Below are 19,810 nucleotides of genomic sequence, written 5' to 3'. Positions count from 1 at the left end.
GCGCCATTGCCTATGGTTATGCATAACATTTTTTTAAAATGAGACGAAGATTAGCAACAGCTCGTATTTCGCATACCGTGTTGATGATGAAAACAGAGCGGACACTGCTTTTCATCAGACGTAAATGACCAGAAATGACGGTGGCACGTCAGGCAAACGGCTTCATATGCCGGTATGGTCACGCTTTTCCCTACCCCGTCTGTTTGCGTCACGTTTATCGCCGCATGCTGGCATACCGCTTCGCAGCCGCCGCACCCCGTACAGCGTCCGGTTTCCACGACCAGTTCAGCGTTCTCAAACCGAATCGCGTTTTCCGTACAACTTCGCCAGCACGCGCCGCACAGTATGCAGGATTTGGCATCGAGAGTTATCTCTGCCTCGCTAAACGCAGAAAACGCCCTGCGCAGTTTACGCTGACCGGGCACGACGCTACAGGCCCGGACATCCTCACGGGGAACGTGCATTAGCGCACGCCGGGCGGTATTAACCTCGTTGACGGGTATATGTTTAAACGCCCACGCCGCTTCACCGCGTCGACGAAGCGCCAGATTCAGCCGGGCAATCGCCAGCAACCAGTCAGGATTCTGCTCCGCGTCGATACTGATAAAACGAACGTGGTGCTGCGCGTGCCACAGCAGAAGCTCATTCACCCCTGGCGCACGGTCAGTAAACGGCCCAACAAGCGTATCGCCACACAGAAAGCGTTTTCGCGGCGTGATGCCGGTGATGGCCTCAGCGGGGCAGACGAACAGGCAGTCACCGCATTCAATACAGCGGCTGTCATCAACCGAGACGCCTGAGTCGGTAATAGAAAAAGCCTGCACAGGGCAGACGTCCGCGCAGGTGAGGCAGGAAGCGTGGCGAAAACGGCGACGGACGCACGCATGCGTCACGTCCATCGCCGGGGCAAAGGTCAATCCGCCCATCAGCCAATACTGAAGAAAACGAAGCGCAGCATCAGCTCACCGACAATCAGCAACGCGCTTCCCAGCAGCATGGGAGATCGCGCCGCTTTCAGACCACCCGCAGCAAAGCACAGCATACCCGCAACGGATACGCACCAGCTCAGCAGATGCACGGTTCGCAGTTGCTCCAGCATCTGTAGCGGTGCGTGAGGGAACGTCACCACGGTGTTGTCCATAGCCGTAATATCTGCCAGCCAGACGGGCTGCATCACCAGACGCACAAGCACCAGCAGCGTGATAATGACAACCGCCGCACGCACGGTAGTCTGGGAACGCGTCCCAACGGCCATGCAGGCTGAACCGATAATCCCCACCGAACCGAAAAACAGCACCAGCGTGTTAACGTGCTGCCATGTCACCACGGATGCGTGCATGTAGATCTGCGCCATGCAGAACACGTCGACTAAACCAACCAGACCTGCCACAACCAACAGTGGCTTCCAGCCTGGCTTTTTGACAAACATAAGCAGCGTTGCGAAGCCAAGCGCCGCAAGATAAAGACTGGCAAAGATAATCTCACGGCTCAGCCAGGAGCTGGATACGTGGCGCAGCGCGTTAAGAGCATTAAGCGGATAGCCCATGTGCAGCGCGGAGGCGAGCAGCCCCAGACTCGCCAGCACAAACGCTCCGGCTGCCGGCAGCAGCGCGCTGCGTTGCGTGCTTCCGAACGCCAGCCACAGCGTAACGCCAACCGATCCTTGCAGGAACAACGTAAAAATCAGCAGTGGTAACTCATGCATGACGTTTCCCCTCTTTCTCTGCGCCCTGATGCGCTTTGATCACCAGGTTTGGTTTGGTGATGGAGGAATCAGGCAGGCCTTTCACATCACAGACCGCACCATACTTCGCCCGCAGTTCATCAATCGGCCCGAATTTAATCGCTTCGAGTGGACAGGTTGCCACACAGACGGGCTGCTCTCCCTTCGCCTGGAGATCCACGCAGAAATCACATTTGGACATCTGCCCAGTCTGCTCGTTGAGCTGTGGCGCGCCGTAAGGGCAAGACCATGCGCAGTAGCCGCAGCCGACACACTTATCAGTATCAACGCGCACAATGCCGTCCCCCGGACGCTTATGCATCGCGGTGGTTGGACAGTTTTTGGTGCAGACAGGGTCTGCGCAGTGGTTACAGGAAATAGAGAGCGTGTAGGCAAAAACGTTGTTGCTGACGCCGCCCTGCCCGGTCGGGATAAAACTCCCGCCGTTGACTTCATAAACGCGACGGAAACGACGTCCGACCTCAAGGTTGTTTTTATCTTTGCACGCCACCTGACATGCCTTGCAGCCCGAGCAGCGAGAAGAGTCGATATAAAAACCCAGCTGTTTGTCGCTCACCGGTGCGTAATGTTTAAACTGACTCATGCTTTAGCTACCTCCACCAGCATGGTTTGATGGGAATTCCCTTTCGCAAGCGCGGTAATACGGGCGGAACTGAGCACGTTCGCGCAGCCGCCTTTATCGATACCCTGCGCGTCCGGCTGCCACCAGGCGCCTGCCTGCATGGCCACCACGCCTGGAATGATGCGCGGCGTGACCTCCGCCGGGATCTCACAAATGCCGCGCGCGTTATGAATACGCACGGTATCCCCCTGCGCAATGCCGCGCTTTTGCGCATCCTGCGGGTTGATCCACAGCTTTTGCTGCTGCGCCTCAATTAACCACGGGTTGGCGTACTGGGTGGAGTTAGCGCGGTTTTTCCCTTTCCAGGTGATCAGCTGGAGCGGGAAGGTTTTGACCAGCTCGTCTTCCGGCCCTTCATGGGCAGGCACGTAGTGCGACAGCGCCGGGATTTCCGGGTGCTGCATGTCGTACAGACGCTTCGAGAAGATCTCAATTTTTCCGGACGGCGTCGGGAACGGATGATTCTGCGGATCGCGAATGTTGTCTTCAAAGGCAACGTACGGCGCGCTTTTGAAAAGATGCTGACGCGTCTTCTGTAGCGTCGCGAAGTCCGGCAGGTTTTCATCCGGCATGGACAGCCGCGTCTGCTCCCAGATGTGCTCAATCCACGCTTTTTCGTCACGGCCCTCGCTGAACGCTGGCTCGACGCCAAGCTTAGCAGCGACCTCCCGTAGCCAGTCGTAGTCTGAACGGCGTTCAAATTCAGGTTCAATCAGCTTTTCTGACAGGATCAGATAGCTTGCCGTGCCCCAGGTTTCGCCGATATTCCAGCGTTCCATGAAGCTGGTTTCCGGCAAAAGCAGGTCGGCGTATCTGGCGCTCGGCGTCATAAACAGATCGCTTGCGACGATAAACTCGATTTTCGACTCGTCTTCCAGGACACGGGTTGCATGATGAAGATCCGGGTTCTGGTTAGCCAGATAATTGCCCGCCAGCGAGAACAGGATGCGGATATTGCTGTCCAGCTTCTCAGCATCCTTCAGGCCATCTTCCGCGGTTACCTTAGAAGCATCATCCGCGGCCTGGACCCAGTTCATGACCGAAATTTTGGCGTTGACCGGGTTGTCCGGCATCTCTGGCCCGGCCGCAAATTTGCGGTTTGCGCAGCCGCCATAGCCTGCTGCCCAGCCGCCTTTCACCCCGACGTTACCCGTTAGCGTGGCCAGTATCGTCGAGCCGCGCGCGGTGCGCTCGCCGCAGTTGTGACGCTGCGGTCCCCAGCCCTGGATCAGCGCGGCGGGTTTGGTGGTTGCGTAGTCACGCGCCAGCTGACGAATAGTTTGTGCAGGCACGTGGGTGATTTTCTCTGCCCACTCAGGCGTTTTCGCCACGCCATCCTTTGCACCGCTCAGGTAAGCCATCAGGGATTCATTGGCCGGAACGCCCTCTGGCATGGCGTCTTCGTCAAAGCCCAGGGTGTAGCGTTGAATAAAGTCGCGATCGTGCAGATTCTCCGTGACGATCACATACATCATCGCGTCCATCAGGGCGTTGTCCGTGGCAGGAAGCAATGGGATCCACTGATCGGCAAGGGAGGAAACCGTATCGGAATAGCGTGGGTCGACAACAATGAAGCGCGTGCCGTTTTGCTTCATCTTCTGGTAGAAGTGGTTGCTGTGCCCGAAGATGGTTTCCGTCGGGTTATGCCCCCAGAGAATGACCAGTTTGGTATCCAGCAGCGTGTCCAGAGAGCTGCCGCTGGCGGCGGTGCCATAGGTATACGGCGTTGCCGCCGCCGTGTTACCCATACTGACCGAGTGATAGCTTTCGAGATAGCCGCCGGTTAAGTTGAGCAGACGACGAACCATTTTATCGCCGGAAAAGGTCCCGCCGGACACCGCGGTGCCCACATGAACATAGCGTGACGCAGCACCGTATTTTTGCGTAATAGTTTTTAATTGATTCGCAATGAGGGTGGTGGCTTCATCCCAGGTAATACGCTCGAATTTTCCTTCGCCACGTTTACCTACGCGTTTCATTGGATATTTCAGTCGATCGGGGTGATAAACAAATTTCCGATAAGCCCGACCACGAACGCAGGCGCGCATTACTGGCATCTGCGGATCCAGCGCGTTATCCGGACGCGTTGAAATTCGGGTCACAACGCCATCACTGACGTGAGCACGAATATCACACTTCCCGCCGCAGTCAAACGTACTACAGGTTTGCACCACTTTTTCTTCAGGCGTAGCGTCTGAAACCGCCGCGCCCTGTGCCTGTACTTTGCCGGTTTTGACGACAAACGGCAGGGCGGCGAGCGCTGACCCTGCCTGAATAAACTGACGCCGGGATATGGCGGGAATAAGCCCTTCTCCCTGATGTTTATTTTTTTTCATTGCTCGTTCCTTCAAATAAAAACGCATTCTCGTTTTTTTTCAGGAACGAATATTGATAATTATCAAGCTAACTCTTGAGGGGTAATACTTAGCGATCTAATTCAAAATTCACTGTCGCCGTTTGTCCTGTTTCATCTAATACAATTAATTGATATTTACCCGGCAAATATAATTGCAGTGAATAATTCTTCTGGTGCCCGTCCAGCGGTTCGCCATTCAAAAACCACCATCGTTGTCCCTCCCCGCCGCTGGTTGAAACGTTGAGGGTCATATTTTTCTCACCCGGAAGACGTTTAATTACCGCCCCTTCTCTGACGCCTGACAACATCATCGGCGCCGCATTATGGTTATCCAGCGGAGGGCAAATAGCTGAACGGGCTGGGAGACGAGCAGCCCGTTTTTCAGCAGCAGGCAGCCAGGGCTCCAGCGGTAGCGGCCAGACATCCAGCACTTTCTCTGTCGCATCAGGACAATCCGCCGCAACGCGTTTGCCTTCTTTATCCAGCCAGACCGGGAAACGGATCCCGCGAATACCTTCCTGTTCCGGCAGCAGTAGCGTAGGCGGTTCACTGCCTTCCAGCAGCCAGGTTGACAGCCGACGCCGACAGTTTTCGCTCCCTTCAGGCAGGGACTGGCCCCCCGGCCAGCAAATCACGCCCCGTCCTACGCTTGCAGGACGCGGATCGCGCGGCAGGCGCGCTTCATCCACCATCGAGCGGGACTGAAGCATGTTATTGACCTGATTCAGGAGCGGTACCGCGCTGGCGAAACCAAACTGCCCGGCAACGGGCGTGCCGTCCGGGCGTCCGGTCCAGATTCCAATGACATACCGGGCATTCAGGCCGATGGCCCAGGCATCCCGGTAGCCATAGCTGGTGCCCGTTTTCCACGCCAGCGGCGCAACCTGGGGCAGCGCACTGTCCGGCAGGGGCTGTGCTTCATTAGCGAGAATGCGTCGAATGATCCACGCCGCCCCCTGCGATAACAGCGGACGTTCGATCAGCGGATCGCCCGGCTGTAAACGCAGCCGGCCCGCCTTACCCTGACGCGCAAAGGCGCTATAGGCGGCAGCGATATCAGCCAGGCGTGCGCCTGCGCCCCCCAGGATCAGAGAGAGGTTGGGCTGTGCCCCCGCAGGCAGAATGAGCGGTAATCCCGCGTTGCTCAGCATTCCGGCAAAACGTTTTGGGCCGTACGCTTCCAGAACCTGCACCGCAGGCAGGTTGAGGGAACGCACCAGGGCTTCGCTCATACTGACCGGCCCATGGAAGCCGCTGTCAAAGTTGCCGGGACGATAATCCCCCGTTTTTCTTGGCACATCCTGCAATAACGAAGCGGGATGGATCAGACCATCGTCCAGCGCCATGCCATAGATGAATGGCTTGAGGACCGATCCCGGCGATCGGATCGCATTGACCATATCCACGTGGCTGAAACGGCTGTCATCATTGATATCTACCGAGCCTACCCAGCCACGCACTTTCATGGATGTATGATCGACGACGATCATCGCCAGCGAACTGCGGGCAGGCAGGCGTGATTTCCAGTTCATTGCCAGCTCTTCAAGCTGTCGTTGCAAAGCTGCATCCAGCGTGGTGACTATTTTTGTGTCACGACTTTTACTCAGCATCATGCGGGAAAAGAGCGGCGCCAGCTGCGGCATCTGCCGGGGAGCCAGCCAGACCGGCTCTTCACGGGACTCTTTCACCTGCTTCTCAGACCAGACACCCTGAGTCAGCATACGGTCGAGCACTTTGTTCCGCGCCGCTTCGGCACGTTTCGGCCAGCGATCCGGGCGCAGACGACTGGGTGCCTGCGGCAGCACTGCCAGCAGCGCCGCGTCGGAATAGCTCAGCTGAGACGGCGGTTTGCCAAGGTAAGTCCAGCTTGCCGCGCCCACGCCCTGCAACGTGCCGCCAAACGGGGCACGGTTGAGATACAGCGTCAGGATTTCACGCTTGGAGAGATGCCACTCCAGCTGCATCGCCCGCCACAGCTGACGGATTTTGCCGCCAAAGGTACGCGGATGCGGATCCAGCAGGCGCGCCACCTGCATGGTAAGCGTGCTCCCGCCGGAAACCACTCTCCCGGAGGTGAGATCCTGCCAGGCGGCACGCAGTACAGAAAGCGGATTGACGCCCGGGTGATCCCAGAACCAGCGATCTTCATACTGGATCAGCGCCTCAAGATAGCGTGGGGAAACCTCTTCAATGGTAACCGGATAGCGCCAGATGCCTTCGCTGTCGGCAAAACGCCACAGCGGAACACCCTGCTCATCCACCACCACTCGCGCTGGGTTGACCTCTTTCAGGGGCAACGGCCACACGCGGTCAGCGACGACAATCAGCCCCCCTGAAACGAGAAGCGCTCCCGCCAGCCACAGCCAGCGGGAGCGAATCAGGCGTGCTATCCGCATCTTACGGAACAACGATCAGCGGGCCACTGGCCGCCCCCGTTGCCCGCCACTGCGGAACGTACATGGACTCGACCATCGGAACAGGCACCTGGTAGGTTCCCGGCGTAACGGCACGGGCCAGGTAAACCAGCGTGACCGGCTGACCTTCATTGACCGGCACCGCGGCCACAAAGCGATCGTCGCGGAATTCCATGTGCTGAATATCAGACTGTTGCATCTGATTCAGCAGGTTTTGCACTTCACTGCCGCTGTCCTGCAAGCTGGCGCTGCTGCTCGCCAGATTCTGGTTTTCCAGCTCCAGACCTGCCGGGAGCAGATCCACCACCAGCGCATCCGGCACGTTCTGGCTGGCCTTCACCTCCAGCCACACCAGAACCAGCTCACCGCTCTTCAGAGAAGAGAGCGACTTGCTGCTGCCGTCTGTCGCCAGGATATGACGTTCAATCTGCAAGACATTAGAGGATGGCTGAGGCGCGTACTCCGGATAGCCAGTCGTGTCCAGTCGTACCCACAGCGGCGTAGTGCCGGTATTCGTCACCTGCAAGGCATCAAGCTGGTCGCCGTTCAGGTTTTCTACCTGCGCTTTATCACTGCTCTGGGTCTGTTCAGAGAGGCTGGTCGTTGCCGTCCACGCGCCTGACAAGGTTTGCAGTGAACGTCCGGCCATGAACAGCGCATTGCTCTCCTGGGTAGACAGCCAGCGCTGGCTGAACGCGTCTTCAGATAACGCGTTCAGCAGCCTGTTTTGCGCATCCGGCAGCAGCTTGTACTCTTCCAGCAGGGAGAGCATCAGGGCATTATCACGCAGTTGGCTGCCGTAATCCGCCATCCAGTTTCGGCTGTCGTTACGGGGAGTTTTGAGAGCCAGATCCAGCGCCTGCTGGCTGCGCGGTGCATCCCCCATCAGTTTGAGTGCCATGCCCAGCTGCATCAACGGAAGCCCGGAAGCAGCCTGAGCGTGGCGCTCCCAGATTTCACGCAGCGCACCGAGCGGCGCTTTTTGCTGACGAGCCAGCACCAGCGAAGCGTACGCCTGAACAGCAAATTTGCTGGCCTGGGTGTCGTCGCTGTAGCGGATGGACATCATCCCCGGATCCTGTAAATAGCGCAGCAGTCGGCTGTTGGCGTTATTCACTGCCTCGGCAGGCACGCTGTAACCCTGCTCCCCTGCCCGCACCAGGAAGTCCGTGACATAGGCGGTCAGCCAGTACTCTTCCGGGCCGTTTTTATCCCACAAGGCAAAACCGCCATCGTCACGCTGCATTTGCAGCAGACGGGAGATCCCGATATCAATGGCCGCACGGCGTTTATCGTCGGTATCGCCTTTAATACCCAGTGCCTTAAGTTGTGCCGCGTTGGTGTAAAGCGACGGGAACAGGCCGCTGGTGGTCTGCTCAAGACATCCGTATGGATAGGCCTGAAGTTCACGAATGTAGCGCGCCAGATTTAAAGGTGGTTTACCGCTGAGCAACAGCTGCCCTTGTAGCGTGGCAGGCGAGAAACCGTTGATATGCTGTGCTGGTGCACTCCAGGATTCGCCAGGGTTCAGCATCGTGCCCGTATTCACCGTTTGCGCCGGGAATGCGGGACGCACGCCAATTTTCCAGCTTTTCTGCTGCGGCGCAAACGTCTCACCTGGGAGCTGAAGCCCCGTCACCTGAGCAGTCACTTCACCATCACCATAGCCTTCCAGGGCGCGCACCGGAATAAACAGGGTGCTACGTGCGCCAGGCGGCAGCTTAACCGGCTCTGGCTGAGCGCCTTCGAGCGACAACTTACCGGTTGCGGTTAACGCAATGTTCAGCGTTTGCGGCTGGTCCGTCAGGTTAGTCAGGTCCAGCGTCAGGCGGGAGGTATCGCCACTGGCGAGGAATCGTGGCGTGTTAAGCTCGGTGATAATCGGAGCCGCCACAATGATTTTGCTTTCGCTGCTGCCGAAATCGTCTTCCGTCCAGGCCTGCGCCATCAGACGCAGTTCGCCGTTGAAATCGCCAATCGGCAGCGTGATGGTGCCTTCTCCGTTGGCAGCAAGCGTAACCGGCTGCGCCTGCTGGGCAATTATGGTGACATGGTTCACCGGTGGCTTACCGCCGCGTTTCAGTTCATCGCCGTCTCCGCCAAAGCGCAGTGCGGCCAGACGTCCCTGACCTTCAATCACCTGGCCGTAAACATCATAGATGTCCGCGCCATAGCGCTTCTGACCGAAGAAAGCTTCCCACGGATCCGGCGTGACGTAGTCGGTAATCTTCAGCACGCCGCTATCGACAGCCGAGACCAGTACGTTCACCTTCTGTGGCACAGTCCCCTCTTTTACGCTGGCTTTCACTTTCACAGAAAGCGTCTGGTTCGGACGCATTTTTTGCGGGTTATCCAGTGCGATGGCCAGGCGACGATTTTCGTCCCCCATTGGCAGATGCAGCAGGCCAACCGCCCGTTTTGGCGTGGCGGATTTGGATTTATCGCCAGGACGAACCACCAGCGTGCTGAGGTAGAGATCGTGACGTTTCCAGTCCTTGTCCACCGGAATGGCGAGATCCAGACCGTTTGCTGGCACGTCGATCTCTTTCCACCACAGCGGTCCTTCGCTGGATTCGATCATTGCATAGCCCTTGCCTGCGGCCGGCGCTGCAATATGCAGGTTGATGGTATCGCCTGGCTGATAGGATGGCTTGTCCAGTTTCAGCGTCACACGATCCGGGCGAGCAGCGCCCGTGCCATCGCTGTTATCCTGCCAGCTGTACCCCGCCCAGAAGCGCACGCTGCTGACCATGTCATCAGGGGCTTTCACTTCCAGACGGTATGAGCCCCACTCCACCGGGAAGGTGACTTTACCGGTTTCATCGGCCTTGAGGTTTAGCTCCTGCTCGCCCTCAACCAGATCTTTTTGATCAAACTGGGACTGCCAGCCCTCACTCTCGGACCAGTTCCAGAAGTAGTCGCGACGCTCACGGATCAGACGCACCTGCAAACCGGATACCGCTTTTTTCGCCCCGCTGGCATCGGCATAGACGATGTCAAAGCTGGCGTTGCCGTTTTCATCGACAATCGGCTGATTGACGGTGGTATCGGTACGGTAGTCGTAAACGGCCTTGCTGGCGAACTGTGGGCGGATCCCCGGAAGTTCAGCCGCAGGCCAGATAGCCTGCTCGGCGCGTCGCGTTACCGGACGCCCACCTGATTCCAGCAGGCTGGCCTGCAAAATCAGTTGCAGCGGCGAGTGCGCCTCTTTCCACTGGCTTTCGGTGGTAACCTGCCCACGCCCCTGTCCGTCCAGCGTAAGCTGCACTTCATCCAGGCTGCGGCTCAGGTTCTCCTCGGCAATATCACCGAACTGGAAGCCAGGCAGCGCAGGCACCGCGTCACGTAGCGGACGCAGGAAAAGCTGGCCTTGCAGAGAATTGCCGTTAGCCGGCGCGCCATACAGGTAATAGCCCACAACGTTAAAGTCGACATTATCCTGCGGGGAAACTGGCGTTTTTTGCCCGGTCAGATTCAGCGCCATACGCTCAGGCATAAAATCTTCGACGTGGAAATCCCACATGCGCTGCTGGTTATCGCCCGTATTCGCGCGAATATGCCACATGCCGGTCTGGGCGCCGCTATCGAGCGGATAGTTGAAGCGATAAAGGCCGTTCTCAGGTTGCACAACGACCGTACGCGCCACCTGTCCGTCCGGGCGCAGCACGTCAAGTTTTACCGGCTGATCGGGAAGCGGTTTGCCATCGCTGTCGCGAAGCAGGCCGTTCAGGATCACCGTTTCACCCGGACGATAGAGATCGCGCGGGCCAAACATAAAGAACTGTTTGCTGTAACCCGGGTTACCGGCGATATCAAACTCCGCCAGATCGAGCGCCGGAAGTTTGAGGTCGAGAAGCGTGGTCTGGCCATCTTTACTGGCCAGGATCAGCGCGGCTTCTTTATCGGTTTCCAGTTTCGCATGACCATCGGCGTCGCTGTTCGCCTCGGCCAGGGTCTGCCCTTTATCGTTCAGAAGGGTAATGGCCACACCTGACTGCGCCGCACCGTTTTCAAGACTCTGGGTGAAGATGTCCAGGCGGTTATGATAACGGTGAGCGGACAGCCCAATATCACTTAAGGTAAAGAGCGTCGCGGCGTTACTGTAGTTATAGTGACCAGCCTGATTCATCACGGCGATATAGACGCCAGACTGCTGGAGCGGCTTAATATCTTTGAGCGGCAGGAGCAGTTTTTCACGCGTATTGCGCGCCGGGTTGAGGTCGAAACGGCCGGTGTAGACCAGTTCCGCCATCTTCAGCAGGTTGTCAGATTCCCAGTTGGTCAGCGAGTTACGGTACTCCCACTGGCTGACAAACGAGGCCAGCGACTCCGGCTTCACGCGATAGAAGTTCACATCCACATTGTTGACGTTGAGCGCCATCACCGGCAATCCTTCCACCACCTTACCCGGCAGCAGCGATCCGCGGCTGGCGAATCCGACCGTCGGTTCAACATCCCGGGTGGTGATCGCTTTTTCATAGTCGATGCCGAATGTCGCTTTGTTCAGCGCCAGCAAATTACGTTCGACGGTGACGACCAGATTACGATTCGGCTCCAGATGGCGCAGGCGCAGCTCTTTCAGATTGGGGGCCAGTTCCCAGGCGCCGTCCACTTTGCCGCTTTTTTTATCCACCACATGCACCGTTTTCGCAAAATCCTGGCTGGGATCCAGCGGTACAGAGAAGGTCAGAACCAGCGTCGCAGCGCCGTCGAGTTGCACTTCAGAGGCATCCAGCAGCGTCAACGCCTTGCCCTGACTCTGCGCGGCCAGCTTAGCCAGCTTTTCAGGATCCGGTTTTGCCGGGGTTTTCTGTTCTGATGCAGTAGACGCTGCGGGGGCAGCGGCCTGAGGTTTGTCGTCGCTGTTATCACAGCCGACAAGCGTAAAGGTGGTGAGCAGCGCGAGAGAGATCGCAGCTAAGCGAAACGGTTTCATCCTGTGTCCCTGGCCTGAGGGGCCTGTTGGTCATCGTCCGGATAAGTATTATCCGCAAGTTTCGTTAATACAAAAAGTCCAATTTTATAATCTGGAAAGCACCTCGCAGAATGGCATCACGCAGCCAAACCGTGATGGAACGGCGATCACAGCGCATAACGTAACATGTTACCTTTCGCGTCATTTGTTTTTAAAACAAGAAGATAGCTGGATAAGCTCGCATCAGGCCTGCTAGTTTTATGACCATGACGCACCCCGAGTGCGCGGTTCAATAAGAGAGAAAGCCATGAAACGAGCCGTGAACGCCCTACAAAATTTCGGAAAATCATTGTACGGACCTGTACTTATCTTACCCATCGTCGGCCTGTTTATCGCCTTCGGGAATGTACTGGGTAACGGCAATCTGGCCGAGTACCTGCCGTTTCTCGGCCACCCGCTGATCCAGAGTATCGGCCAGCTGATCGCCAAATCTGCCGTGTCGGTGCTGGTCAACCTGGCGCTGGTATTTGCCGTCGGGATCCCCATTGGACTGGCAACACGAGACAAAGGCTACGCGGCGTTGATTGGGCTGGTGACCTTTATCGTATTCATTAACGCGATGAACGTGACGTTACAGCTTCAGGGAGAACTGGCCCCTGCGGAACAGATGAAAGCCGCCGGACAAAGCATGGTGCTGGGCGTCCAGGTGCTGGAGATGGGCGTTTTCGCCGGGATCCTGACCGGGGCGCTCTCCGGTTATCTGTACAACAAATATTCCGGTGTCCAGTTTAACGGCGCGATGGCGATTTACTCCGGTCACTGCTTTGTCGCGATTGTGATGCTGCCTGTCTCTATGCTGCTCGGCGTGGTCATGAGCGAACTCTGGCCGTACGCACAGCATGGAATAAGCGCTCTGGCGCTGGCGATCAAAGGGTCCGGTCCGTTTGGCGTGGCGATCTACGGTTTCCTTGAACGCATTCTGGTGCCGACGGGCCTGCATCATCTGGTCTATACGCCGTTCCTGTATACCGAACTGGGCGGTACGCAGGAGGTGTGTGGCGCAACCTATCAGGGCGCGCGCAATATCTACTTCGCCGAGATGGCCTGCCCGGACGTGAAGCAGCTCAGCAGTACCGTGGTGTGGGATGCGCGCGGCATCAGCAAGATGTTCGGCCTTCCTGCCGCCGCGCTGGCGATGTACATGACCGCGAAGCCAGAGCGTAAAGCGATTGCGAAAGCGATTCTGATCCCGGCGGCGCTGACCTCGCTGCTGGTCGGCGTAACCGAGCCGATTGAATTCTCCTTCCTGTTCGTCGCCCCGCTGCTGTTCGTGGTGCATGCGGTGCTGACCGGCATCGGCATGATGCTGTTCTCGCTGTTTGGCGTTCACGCCATCGGCGCCAACGGGATTATCGATTTCATCCTCTACAACCTGCCGCTCGGCACGGAGAAGTCCAACTGGCCCATGTACATCGTGGTCGGGCTGATCATGTTCGCCCTTTATTTCGTGGTATTCCGCTTCCTGATCCTGCGCTTCAACATGAAAACGCCGGGGCGTGAAGATGAGGACCAGGAGACACGCCTTTACAGCAAGCAGGAGTACCAGGCGAAGGGCAATAACGACGAGCTGGGCGAATCCATCGTGGTGGGTCTGGGCGGTCGGGAAAATATAGAGGTAGTGGATAACTGCTACACCCGCTTACGCGTCACGGTGAAGGACGTCGACATCATCGACGAACCGCGCCTGAAAGCGACCGGCGCGAAAGGGGTTATCAAACAAGGTAACAACGTTCAGGTGGTCTACGGGCTGCATGTCAAAAAAATGCGAGAAGCCGTTGAGACGTTTCTCTGAAAGGAGCTAAAGATGTTTACATCCCCATTTATTCTGTCGATTGCCGGCGGCGGTAGCACCTACACGCCAGGTATTGTGAAAAGCCTGATGGTACGTCTGCATGATTTCCCTCTGGCAGAGATCCGCCTGTATGACATTGACGAGGCGCGCCAGAACACCATTGCGCCCGTGGTGGAGAAGGTTATTCGCGACCACAGCCAGAGCATCAAATTCACCGTCACCAGCGACCCGGAAGTGGCCTTCAGCGGCGCGCATTTTGTTTTTGCCCAGATGCGCGTCGGACAGTACAAAATGCGCGAGCAGGATGAAAAGATCCCGCTGCGCCACGGGGTGGTCGGCCAGGAAACCTGCGGACCCGGCGGGCTGGCATATGGCCTGCGTACTATCCTGCCGATGGTAGAGCTGATCGATCGGGTGGAACGCTACGCGCACGAAAAGGCGTGGATCGTGAACTACTCCAACCCGGCGGCGATTGTCGCCGAGGGCGTGCGTCGCCTGCGCCCCAACGCACGCGTGCTGAATATCTGCGATATGCCGGTTGCCGCCATGCGCAATATGGGTGCCATTCTGGGCGTGGATCGTCATAAACTGGAGGTGGACTATTTCGGCCTCAACCACTTCGGCTGGTTTACCCGCGTGCGGGTGGACGGCGAGGACAAGCTGCCGGAGCTGCGTAAACATATCGCGAAGTTTGGCCTGCTGACGGAAGATGCCGCGAAAACCGACCCGCAGCACTCGGATCCGTCGTGGGTGAAAACCTGGCGCAACATCAAGCCGATTATGGATAACTTCCCGGAGTACCTGCCGAACCCGTATCTACAGTACTACCTGATGCCAAACCAGATTGTGGAGCATCAGAACCCTGACTATACCCGCGCCAACGAAGTGATGAACGGGCGTGAGAAAAAGCTGTTTGCCGCCGCCGAAGAGTACCAGCGCACCGGAATTTTACCGGACGCCTTCCACGTAGGTGTTCACGGCGAATTTATCGTCGATGTCGCCTGCTCACTGGCGTTCAACCTGCGCCAACGCCATCTGGTGATGGTGGAAAACCGCGGGGCGATTACCAACCTGCCGTACGATGCGGTGGTGGAAGTGCCTGCCTATATCACCTCCGAAGGGCCGGAGCCTGTCCGCGTGGGTCAAGTGCCGCTGTTCCACCAGACGCTCCTGCAACAGCAGCTGGCCTCTGAACAGCTGCTGGTTGAGGCAACCATCGAAGGCAGCTACGAGAAAGCGTTGCAGGCGTTTACTCTGAACCGCACCGTGCCGACCATGGAGCACGCGAAAGCGATTCTGGATGAGATGATCGAAGCCAACCGCGACTACTGGCCTGCGCTGCAAAAGGCCTGGCAGGACGGTGAAGCGGTGAAAAAATAGGGGCTTGCTCGCGAGTTGAACGTGGTTAGCTTGTCGGTGTCAGAAAAAACACCGACAATCCTTTTTTACGGAAAAGAATGGAGGCAACCATGTCCACCTCATATTTTGTCGCTGCCGACTGGCTGATTGAGCACGGCGACGACCCGGAAGTTCAGATTATCGACGCGCGCATGGCCCCTCCGGGCCAGGAGCATCGTGACGTTCCCGCTGAATACCGTGCAGGGCACCTGCCTGGCGCGGTATTTTTTGATATCGAAGCCCTCTCCGATCACACCTCTCCCCTGCCGCACATGCTGCCTCGCCCGGAAGCGTTTTCCGTGGCGATGCGCGAGCTGGGCATCAGCAAAGATAAACATCTTGTTGTTTACGATGAAGGTAATCTGTTTTCCGCGCCGCGAGCGTGGTGGATGCTGAAAAACTTCGGCGTGGAAAAGGTATCGATTCTGGCGGGCGGACTTGCAGGCTGGAAGCGCGACGAACTACCGCTTCAGCAGGGTGACGTCACGCTGCCGGAAGGGGAATTTGATGCCACGTTTGACGCTAACGTGGTCAAGCGCCTGACCGACGTGCTGGTCGTGAGCCACGAAAACACGGCGCAAATCGTCGATGCGCGTCCCGCTCCACGTTTCAACGCAGAAGCGGACGAGCCGCGTCCGGGACTGAAACGCGGACATATCCCGGGGGCGCTGAACGTACCGTGGGGCGATCTGGTGTTTGAAGGCGAGCTGAAAACCACCGATGAATTGCGTGCCATTTTTGAACGTCAGGGCGTGGATTTGCATCGTCCGGTTATTGCCAGCTGCGGCTCCGGCGTGACGGCCTGCGTGGTGATCCTGGCGCTGGCAACCCTTGGCGCGAATGACGTGACTCTGTACGACGGCGCCTGGAGTGAATGGGGTGCACGGGACGATCTGCCGGTTGAACCGGCGAAATAATGGATAACCGCCTGGCAACGCTGTTAACGCGCGGATCGTCGCTGACCCGCGCGGAGTATCGCGTCCTCGCCCACCTCACTGAGCATCCATTGCTGGTGGGCAACATCACGGTGCGCGAGCTGGCGCAGGCGACATTTGTCTCTACCGCGACGATTATACGGCTGTGTCAGAAGCTGGGGTTTAGCGGCTTTAGCGAGTTTATCTGGCACTGCAAGCAGCTGCTTTCTGACACGCCGCATATCACCGTACAGCCTGAGCAACATGCGGAAATGCCCGCGCTTTTTGCCCGGTTCATTGCTAACTATCAGCAGACCTTCCAGTGGGTCACCCAGGACAAACGCCAGCAGTTTGCCAGCCTGCTGCGCCAGAAAGAGAGCTTCTTTCTCTACGGCGCCGGGTTTTCATATCTTTTTGCCGAATACCTGACCAAGAAGTTGCAGGTGCTGGGAAAAACGGCGTTCATCTCCGGACCGGGGGACAGCCGGAATATTTTTCTCAGCAACGCCGCGCGCTATCAGGTGTTTATTGCCGTTTCGCGCAGCGGCGAAACGGAGCAGGTACTGGATAAAGCGCGGATCGCCAAAAACGTCGGCATGACGATCGTCGCGTTTACCCGCGCGTCGGCCAATACTCTGGCAGGCATGGCGGACGTGCATTTTGCCCTCTATGACGAAGCGGTACATTTCGCCGCCGAAGCCGCAGGGGTGACGTCGTTTGAGTCGAATCTGGTGCTGCTGATGGATTTACTGCTGCTGGAAGCAACGGGGTGAAGATCACCCCGCCGTAATCAGATAATGCGGTTGGTCTTGAGATCGCGCAGGAAGCCGCCCCAGCGACGCTCGTAGAACGGGGTGATGTGCTCGGTAATAAAGTGGCTGATCCCCTTCTCACCTTTCTTCACCTGACAGATATCAATCGGCTCATCGCCCGGCAGGGTGTCGGTTGCTACGCTTCCCGCCGCCTGGATGATCTCGTCTATATCGCCGTCGGCCTCAATCCCTATCAGCAGAACAGGCTTTTCGTCAGCGCTCTCTTTGATGGAGCAGAGGAACGCGCGTTTTACCGGCTTGATGGTTTTAAACAGCGTGGTCAGGGAGTCAATCATCTGCGCGGGCGGCTCGGCCACTTCAGACAGCAGCAGCGTTTCGCCCCCTTCCAGCACCTCCTGAGTGCTGAGCGGGTTGCCCTCGTCACCAATCAGGTGGCTGATTTCGCGCGGAGTAAACTCTTTCCCGGTCGGCAGTTTGGCGTTGAGGAACAGCGTCTGCCCCAGGGTCATTTCGAACAACGTGCGCACCGGCATCACCACGAATGCCTGTTCGTCTTCTACCGCTTCCTGTAAGGCCTCAAGCGAGGTAAAGAACGGGATCACCGACGTGCCGTCGTCTTTCTCCCAGTGCAGCAGATCCAGCGCGCTGTCTTCGACAACCTGCTCCCCTTCCGCCGCGGTGCCCGGCACCCAGACGGTGGATTCCAGCAGTGTGCGGAAAAAGGCCGGACGGTGGGCGGGCTCGGTCGCCGCCTGCTCCAGCAGGGTTTCTAATTCGTTTTTGGTATCTGACATAGTTTGGCTACTTCAAAAAACGCCGGGTGGCGCTTCGCTTACCCGGCCTACAAAACCGTAGGCCCGTGCAAGCGCAGCGCCGCCGGGCAATATGATGACTCCGAAGGCGCGCGTAAGCGTAGCGCTACCCGGTAAAAAAGATCACTCAGCCGTCAGCAGATTCGCCACGGTACGCACACCCAGACCGGTCGCACCCGCAGACCACTGCTCAACCGCTGCTTTACGGTAGGTTGCGGAGCAGTCAATGTGCAGCCAGCCTTCATGGTAGTTCTCAACGAAGTGAGACAGGAAGCCTGCTGCGGTGCTTGCCCCCGCCGGGTACGCCGCGCTCGCGGTGTTGTTCAGCTCGGCGAAGTTAGACGGCAGCTGGCTGCGGTGGAACTCGGCCAGCGGCAGACGCCAGAACGGTTCGTTTTCCGCCGCCGCGCTGGCCAGCAGGCGAGCGGCCAGCTTGTCGTCGAAGCTGAACAGGGCGTGATAGTCGTTACCCAGCGCCGTTTTCGCCGCGCCGGTCAGGGTTGCCATGTCGATAATCAGCTCCGGCTTCTGCGCAGAGGCGTCGATCAGGCCATCGGCCAGCACCAGACGGCCTTCGGCGTCGGTGTTCATCACTTCGACGTTTTTACCGTTGCGGTAGCGAATGATGTCGCCCAGCTTGAAGGCGTTGCCGCTCACCATGTTGTCCGCGCAGCAAAGGTAGAGCTTCACGCGCTTATTCAGACCACGTGTGATGGCGAACGCCAGCGCGCCGGTAACGGTGGCCGCACCGCCCATGTCGGACTTCATAGAGTCCATGAACGCGCTCTGCTTCAGGCTGTAGCCGCCGGTGTCGAAGGTGATGCCTTTCCCGACCAGACAGGCAAAGACCGGCGCTTCTTTATCGCCGGTTGGGTTGTAGTCCAGCGCCAGCAGGACCGGAGGACGCTCGGAGCCACGGCCCACGGTGTGGATGCCCATGTAGTTCTGCTCGCGCAGGTCTTCACCTTTGGTGATGCGGTAAGACATCTTGTCGCCCGCCACGCCGCACAGCAGGTCGACGGCGCGCTGCGCCAGCTGCTCAGGGCCTAACTCTTCCGCCGGGGCGTTGATGGTGTCGCGCACCCAGTCGATGATTTGCAGGCGGCTTTCCAGCTCTTTCTGACCGGCTTCGTCGAGGTTCGCCCACTCGATTTTGCGGGTGCCTTTCGGCCCTTTGTAGCCTGCCCAGAACGCCCAGCTGCGGTCGGTGTCCCAGCCTTCGCCTTCCAGCGACACATGCTTAATGCCAAGGCCGTCAATTTTACGCGCGGCGCGCTGGATCAGGCCCAAATCATCATTGCCCGTCAGGTGCAGGGTAATACCGTCGTTGTTGATGCTGTAGGTGGCTTTTTCGCCCCAGCGTGCGTCGGCTGGCTGCGTGGAGAGCGTAATCTTCATCGCTTCGGTCATTTTATTTATCCTTATTAGCAACTAGCAAACGGGCCGCCTGAAGGCAGCCCGTTTATGTTATCTATTCTGCTTCATCTAACCAGACTAACAGAATCGCCTCCAGAATTTTTTCATTGGATGCGTTTGGATCGTCGTCAAAATCTTCCAGATCGCAAATCCACTGATGCATATCGGTGAATCGTACGGTCTTCGGATCGAGATCCGGGTTCGCGTCGTAGAGCGCCTCGCCGATTTCACGGCTGTCTGTCCACTTCAGTCCCATATCAATGCTCGCGTGCGTGGTTGATGGTGTAACGTGGGAACTCCACGACCAGATCTTCATCGGTCACCGCGGCCTGACAGCTTAAGCGGCTGTCGGGCTCCAGACCCCATGCTTTGTCCAGCATGTCGTCTTCGTCTTCGGTGCTCTCTGCAAGAGAGTCGAAACCTTCACGCACGATGCAGTGGCACGTTGTGCAGGCACAGGATTTTTCACAGGCGTGTTCCACTTCGATACCTGCACGCAGGGCAACATCGAGAATGGTTTCACCGGTCTTCGCTTCCAGAACAGCGCCATCCGGACAGAGGTCCGCATGAGGCAAAATTACAATCTTTGGCATA

15 protein-coding genes are annotated in these 19,810 nt (G+C 57.8%); 5 read left to right on the top strand and 10 right to left on the bottom strand.

The window, feature by feature from the left end:
* Positions 1–50: 50 nt before the first annotated feature.
* From IMQ56_RS09630 to IMQ56_RS09605, 6 genes are all read right to left on the bottom strand, one after another.
* Positions 51–926: a 4Fe-4S binding protein gene (locus IMQ56_RS09630; protein WP_108394285.1), complete on the bottom strand. Its 876-nt coding sequence runs from the start codon at positions 924–926 to the stop codon at positions 51–53.
* Complete coding sequence (locus tag IMQ56_RS09625) at positions 926–1,705, bottom strand: DmsC/YnfH family molybdoenzyme membrane anchor subunit (RefSeq protein ID WP_032103986.1); 780 nt, start codon at positions 1,703–1,705, stop codon at positions 926–928. The genes IMQ56_RS09630 and IMQ56_RS09625 overlap by 1 nt, the downstream gene beginning before the upstream one ends.
* Positions 1,698–2,327 (bottom strand): DMSO/selenate family reductase complex B subunit, encoded by a 630-nt coding sequence (locus tag IMQ56_RS09620; protein ID WP_015572168.1) that lies wholly within the window; start codon positions 2,325–2,327, stop codon positions 1,698–1,700. Before IMQ56_RS09620 ends, IMQ56_RS09625 begins: the two co-directional genes overlap by 8 nt.
* On the bottom strand, positions 2,324–4,702 hold the full coding sequence (locus tag IMQ56_RS09615) for a DMSO/selenate family reductase complex A subunit (protein ID WP_319023416.1): 2,379 nt from the start codon (positions 4,700–4,702) through the stop codon (positions 2,324–2,326). The genes IMQ56_RS09620 and IMQ56_RS09615 overlap by 4 nt, the downstream gene beginning before the upstream one ends.
* Positions 4,703–4,790: 88 nt before the next feature.
* Positions 4,791–7,118: a peptidoglycan glycosyltransferase PbpC gene (gene pbpC, locus IMQ56_RS09610; RefSeq protein WP_017692922.1), complete on the bottom strand. Its 2,328-nt coding sequence runs from the start codon at positions 7,116–7,118 to the stop codon at positions 4,791–4,793.
* 1 nt (position 7,119) lies between these two features.
* Positions 7,120–12,072 (bottom strand): alpha-2-macroglobulin, encoded by a 4,953-nt coding sequence (locus IMQ56_RS09605; protein WP_108394288.1) that lies wholly within the window; start codon positions 12,070–12,072, stop codon positions 7,120–7,122.
* Between the two features lie 286 nt (positions 12,073–12,358).
* Between IMQ56_RS09605 and IMQ56_RS09600 the strand changes: the two genes are divergently transcribed.
* From IMQ56_RS09600 to IMQ56_RS09585, 4 genes are all read left to right on the top strand, one after another.
* Positions 12,359–13,903: a PTS transporter subunit EIIC gene (locus IMQ56_RS09600; RefSeq protein ID WP_196063796.1), complete on the top strand. Its 1,545-nt coding sequence runs from the start codon at positions 12,359–12,361 to the stop codon at positions 13,901–13,903.
* Between the two features lie 12 nt (positions 13,904–13,915).
* On the top strand, positions 13,916–15,283 hold the full coding sequence (locus tag IMQ56_RS09595; RefSeq protein WP_032671866.1) for a 6-phospho-alpha-glucosidase: 1,368 nt from the start codon (positions 13,916–13,918) through the stop codon (positions 15,281–15,283).
* An 89-nt stretch (positions 15,284–15,372) separates the two neighbouring features.
* Entirely contained in the window at positions 15,373–16,218 is an 846-nt protein-coding gene (sseA, locus tag IMQ56_RS09590; RefSeq protein ID WP_017383536.1) for a 3-mercaptopyruvate sulfurtransferase, read from the top strand.
* A complete protein-coding gene (locus tag IMQ56_RS09585) occupies positions 16,218–16,988 on the top strand; it encodes a MurR/RpiR family transcriptional regulator (RefSeq protein ID WP_045341400.1) in 771 nt (256 codons plus the stop codon). The genes sseA and IMQ56_RS09585 overlap by 1 nt, the downstream gene beginning before the upstream one ends.
* A 17-nt stretch (positions 16,989–17,005) precedes the next feature.
* Here the strand turns inward: IMQ56_RS09585 and sseB are convergent, their stop codons facing one another.
* Positions 17,006–17,782 carry an enhanced serine sensitivity protein SseB gene (sseB, locus tag IMQ56_RS09580; protein WP_032649091.1) on the bottom strand — a complete coding sequence of 259 codons (777 nt, stop codon included), beginning with the start codon at positions 17,780–17,782 and terminating at the stop codon, positions 17,006–17,008.
* 3 nt (positions 17,783–17,785) lie between these two features.
* Here sseB and IMQ56_RS23120 point away from each other — a divergent pair, with 3 nt between their 5' ends.
* Positions 17,786–17,917 (top strand): hypothetical protein, encoded by a 132-nt coding sequence (locus tag IMQ56_RS23120; protein ID WP_262486638.1) that lies wholly within the window; start codon positions 17,786–17,788, stop codon positions 17,915–17,917.
* A 6-nt stretch (positions 17,918–17,923) separates the two neighbouring features.
* Here the strand turns inward: IMQ56_RS23120 and pepB are convergent, their stop codons facing one another.
* The 3 genes from pepB to fdx all read right to left on the bottom strand — a co-directional run bounded on the left by pepB (position 17,924) and on the right by fdx (position 19,809).
* Positions 17,924–19,210, bottom strand: coding sequence for an aminopeptidase PepB (gene pepB, locus IMQ56_RS09575; RefSeq protein ID WP_047726721.1), 1,287 nt, complete (start codon positions 19,208–19,210; stop codon positions 17,924–17,926).
* 61 nt (positions 19,211–19,271) lie between these two features.
* A complete protein-coding gene (gene iscX, locus IMQ56_RS09570) occupies positions 19,272–19,472 on the bottom strand; it encodes a Fe-S cluster assembly protein IscX (RefSeq protein WP_003860650.1) in 201 nt (66 codons plus the stop codon).
* A 1-nt stretch (position 19,473) separates the two neighbouring features.
* Positions 19,474–19,809 (bottom strand): ISC system 2Fe-2S type ferredoxin, encoded by a 336-nt coding sequence (fdx, locus tag IMQ56_RS09565; RefSeq protein WP_003860652.1) that lies wholly within the window; start codon positions 19,807–19,809, stop codon positions 19,474–19,476.
* Position 19,810: the final 1 nt, after the last annotated feature.

Source organism: Enterobacter sp. Res13-Sevr-PEC09-46 (genome assembly GCF_015672585.1).
Lineage (GTDB): Bacteria > Pseudomonadota > Gammaproteobacteria > Enterobacterales > Enterobacteriaceae > Enterobacter > Enterobacter hormaechei_C.
Note: the sequence above shows the minus strand (reverse complement) of the source record. Positions and strands in the feature narration are given on the sequence as shown.

Coding starts and splice junctions, on each gene's coding strand:
- sseB (WP_032649091.1), bottom strand. CDS start 17,782: ATGTCAGATACCAAAAACGAATTAGAAACCCTGCTGGAGCAGGCGGCG.
- pepB (WP_047726721.1), bottom strand. CDS start 19,210: ATGACCGAAGCGATGAAGATTACGCTCTCCACGCAGCCAGCCGACGCA.
- sseA (WP_017383536.1), top strand. CDS start 15,373: ATGTCCACCTCATATTTTGTCGCTGCCGACTGGCTGATTGAGCACGGC.
- fdx (WP_003860652.1), bottom strand. CDS start 19,809: ATGCCAAAGATTGTAATTTTGCCTCATGCGGACCTCTGTCCGGATGGC.
- IMQ56_RS09620 (WP_015572168.1), bottom strand. CDS start 2,327: ATGAGTCAGTTTAAACATTACGCACCGGTGAGCGACAAACAGCTGGGT.
- IMQ56_RS09585 (WP_045341400.1), top strand. CDS start 16,218: ATGGATAACCGCCTGGCAACGCTGTTAACGCGCGGATCGTCGCTGACC.
- IMQ56_RS09605 (WP_108394288.1), bottom strand. CDS start 12,072: ATGAAACCGTTTCGCTTAGCTGCGATCTCTCTCGCGCTGCTCACCACC.
- IMQ56_RS09630 (WP_108394285.1), bottom strand. CDS start 926: ATGGGCGGATTGACCTTTGCCCCGGCGATGGACGTGACGCATGCGTGC.
- IMQ56_RS09600 (WP_196063796.1), top strand. CDS start 12,359: ATGAAACGAGCCGTGAACGCCCTACAAAATTTCGGAAAATCATTGTAC.
- pbpC (WP_017692922.1), bottom strand. CDS start 7,118: ATGCGGATAGCACGCCTGATTCGCTCCCGCTGGCTGTGGCTGGCGGGA.
- iscX (WP_003860650.1), bottom strand. CDS start 19,472: ATGGGACTGAAGTGGACAGACAGCCGTGAAATCGGCGAGGCGCTCTAC.
- IMQ56_RS09615 (WP_319023416.1), bottom strand. CDS start 4,702: ATGAAAAAAAATAAACATCAGGGAGAAGGGCTTATTCCCGCCATATCC.
- IMQ56_RS09595 (WP_032671866.1), top strand. CDS start 13,916: ATGTTTACATCCCCATTTATTCTGTCGATTGCCGGCGGCGGTAGCACC.
- IMQ56_RS09625 (WP_032103986.1), bottom strand. CDS start 1,705: ATGCATGAGTTACCACTGCTGATTTTTACGTTGTTCCTGCAAGGATCG.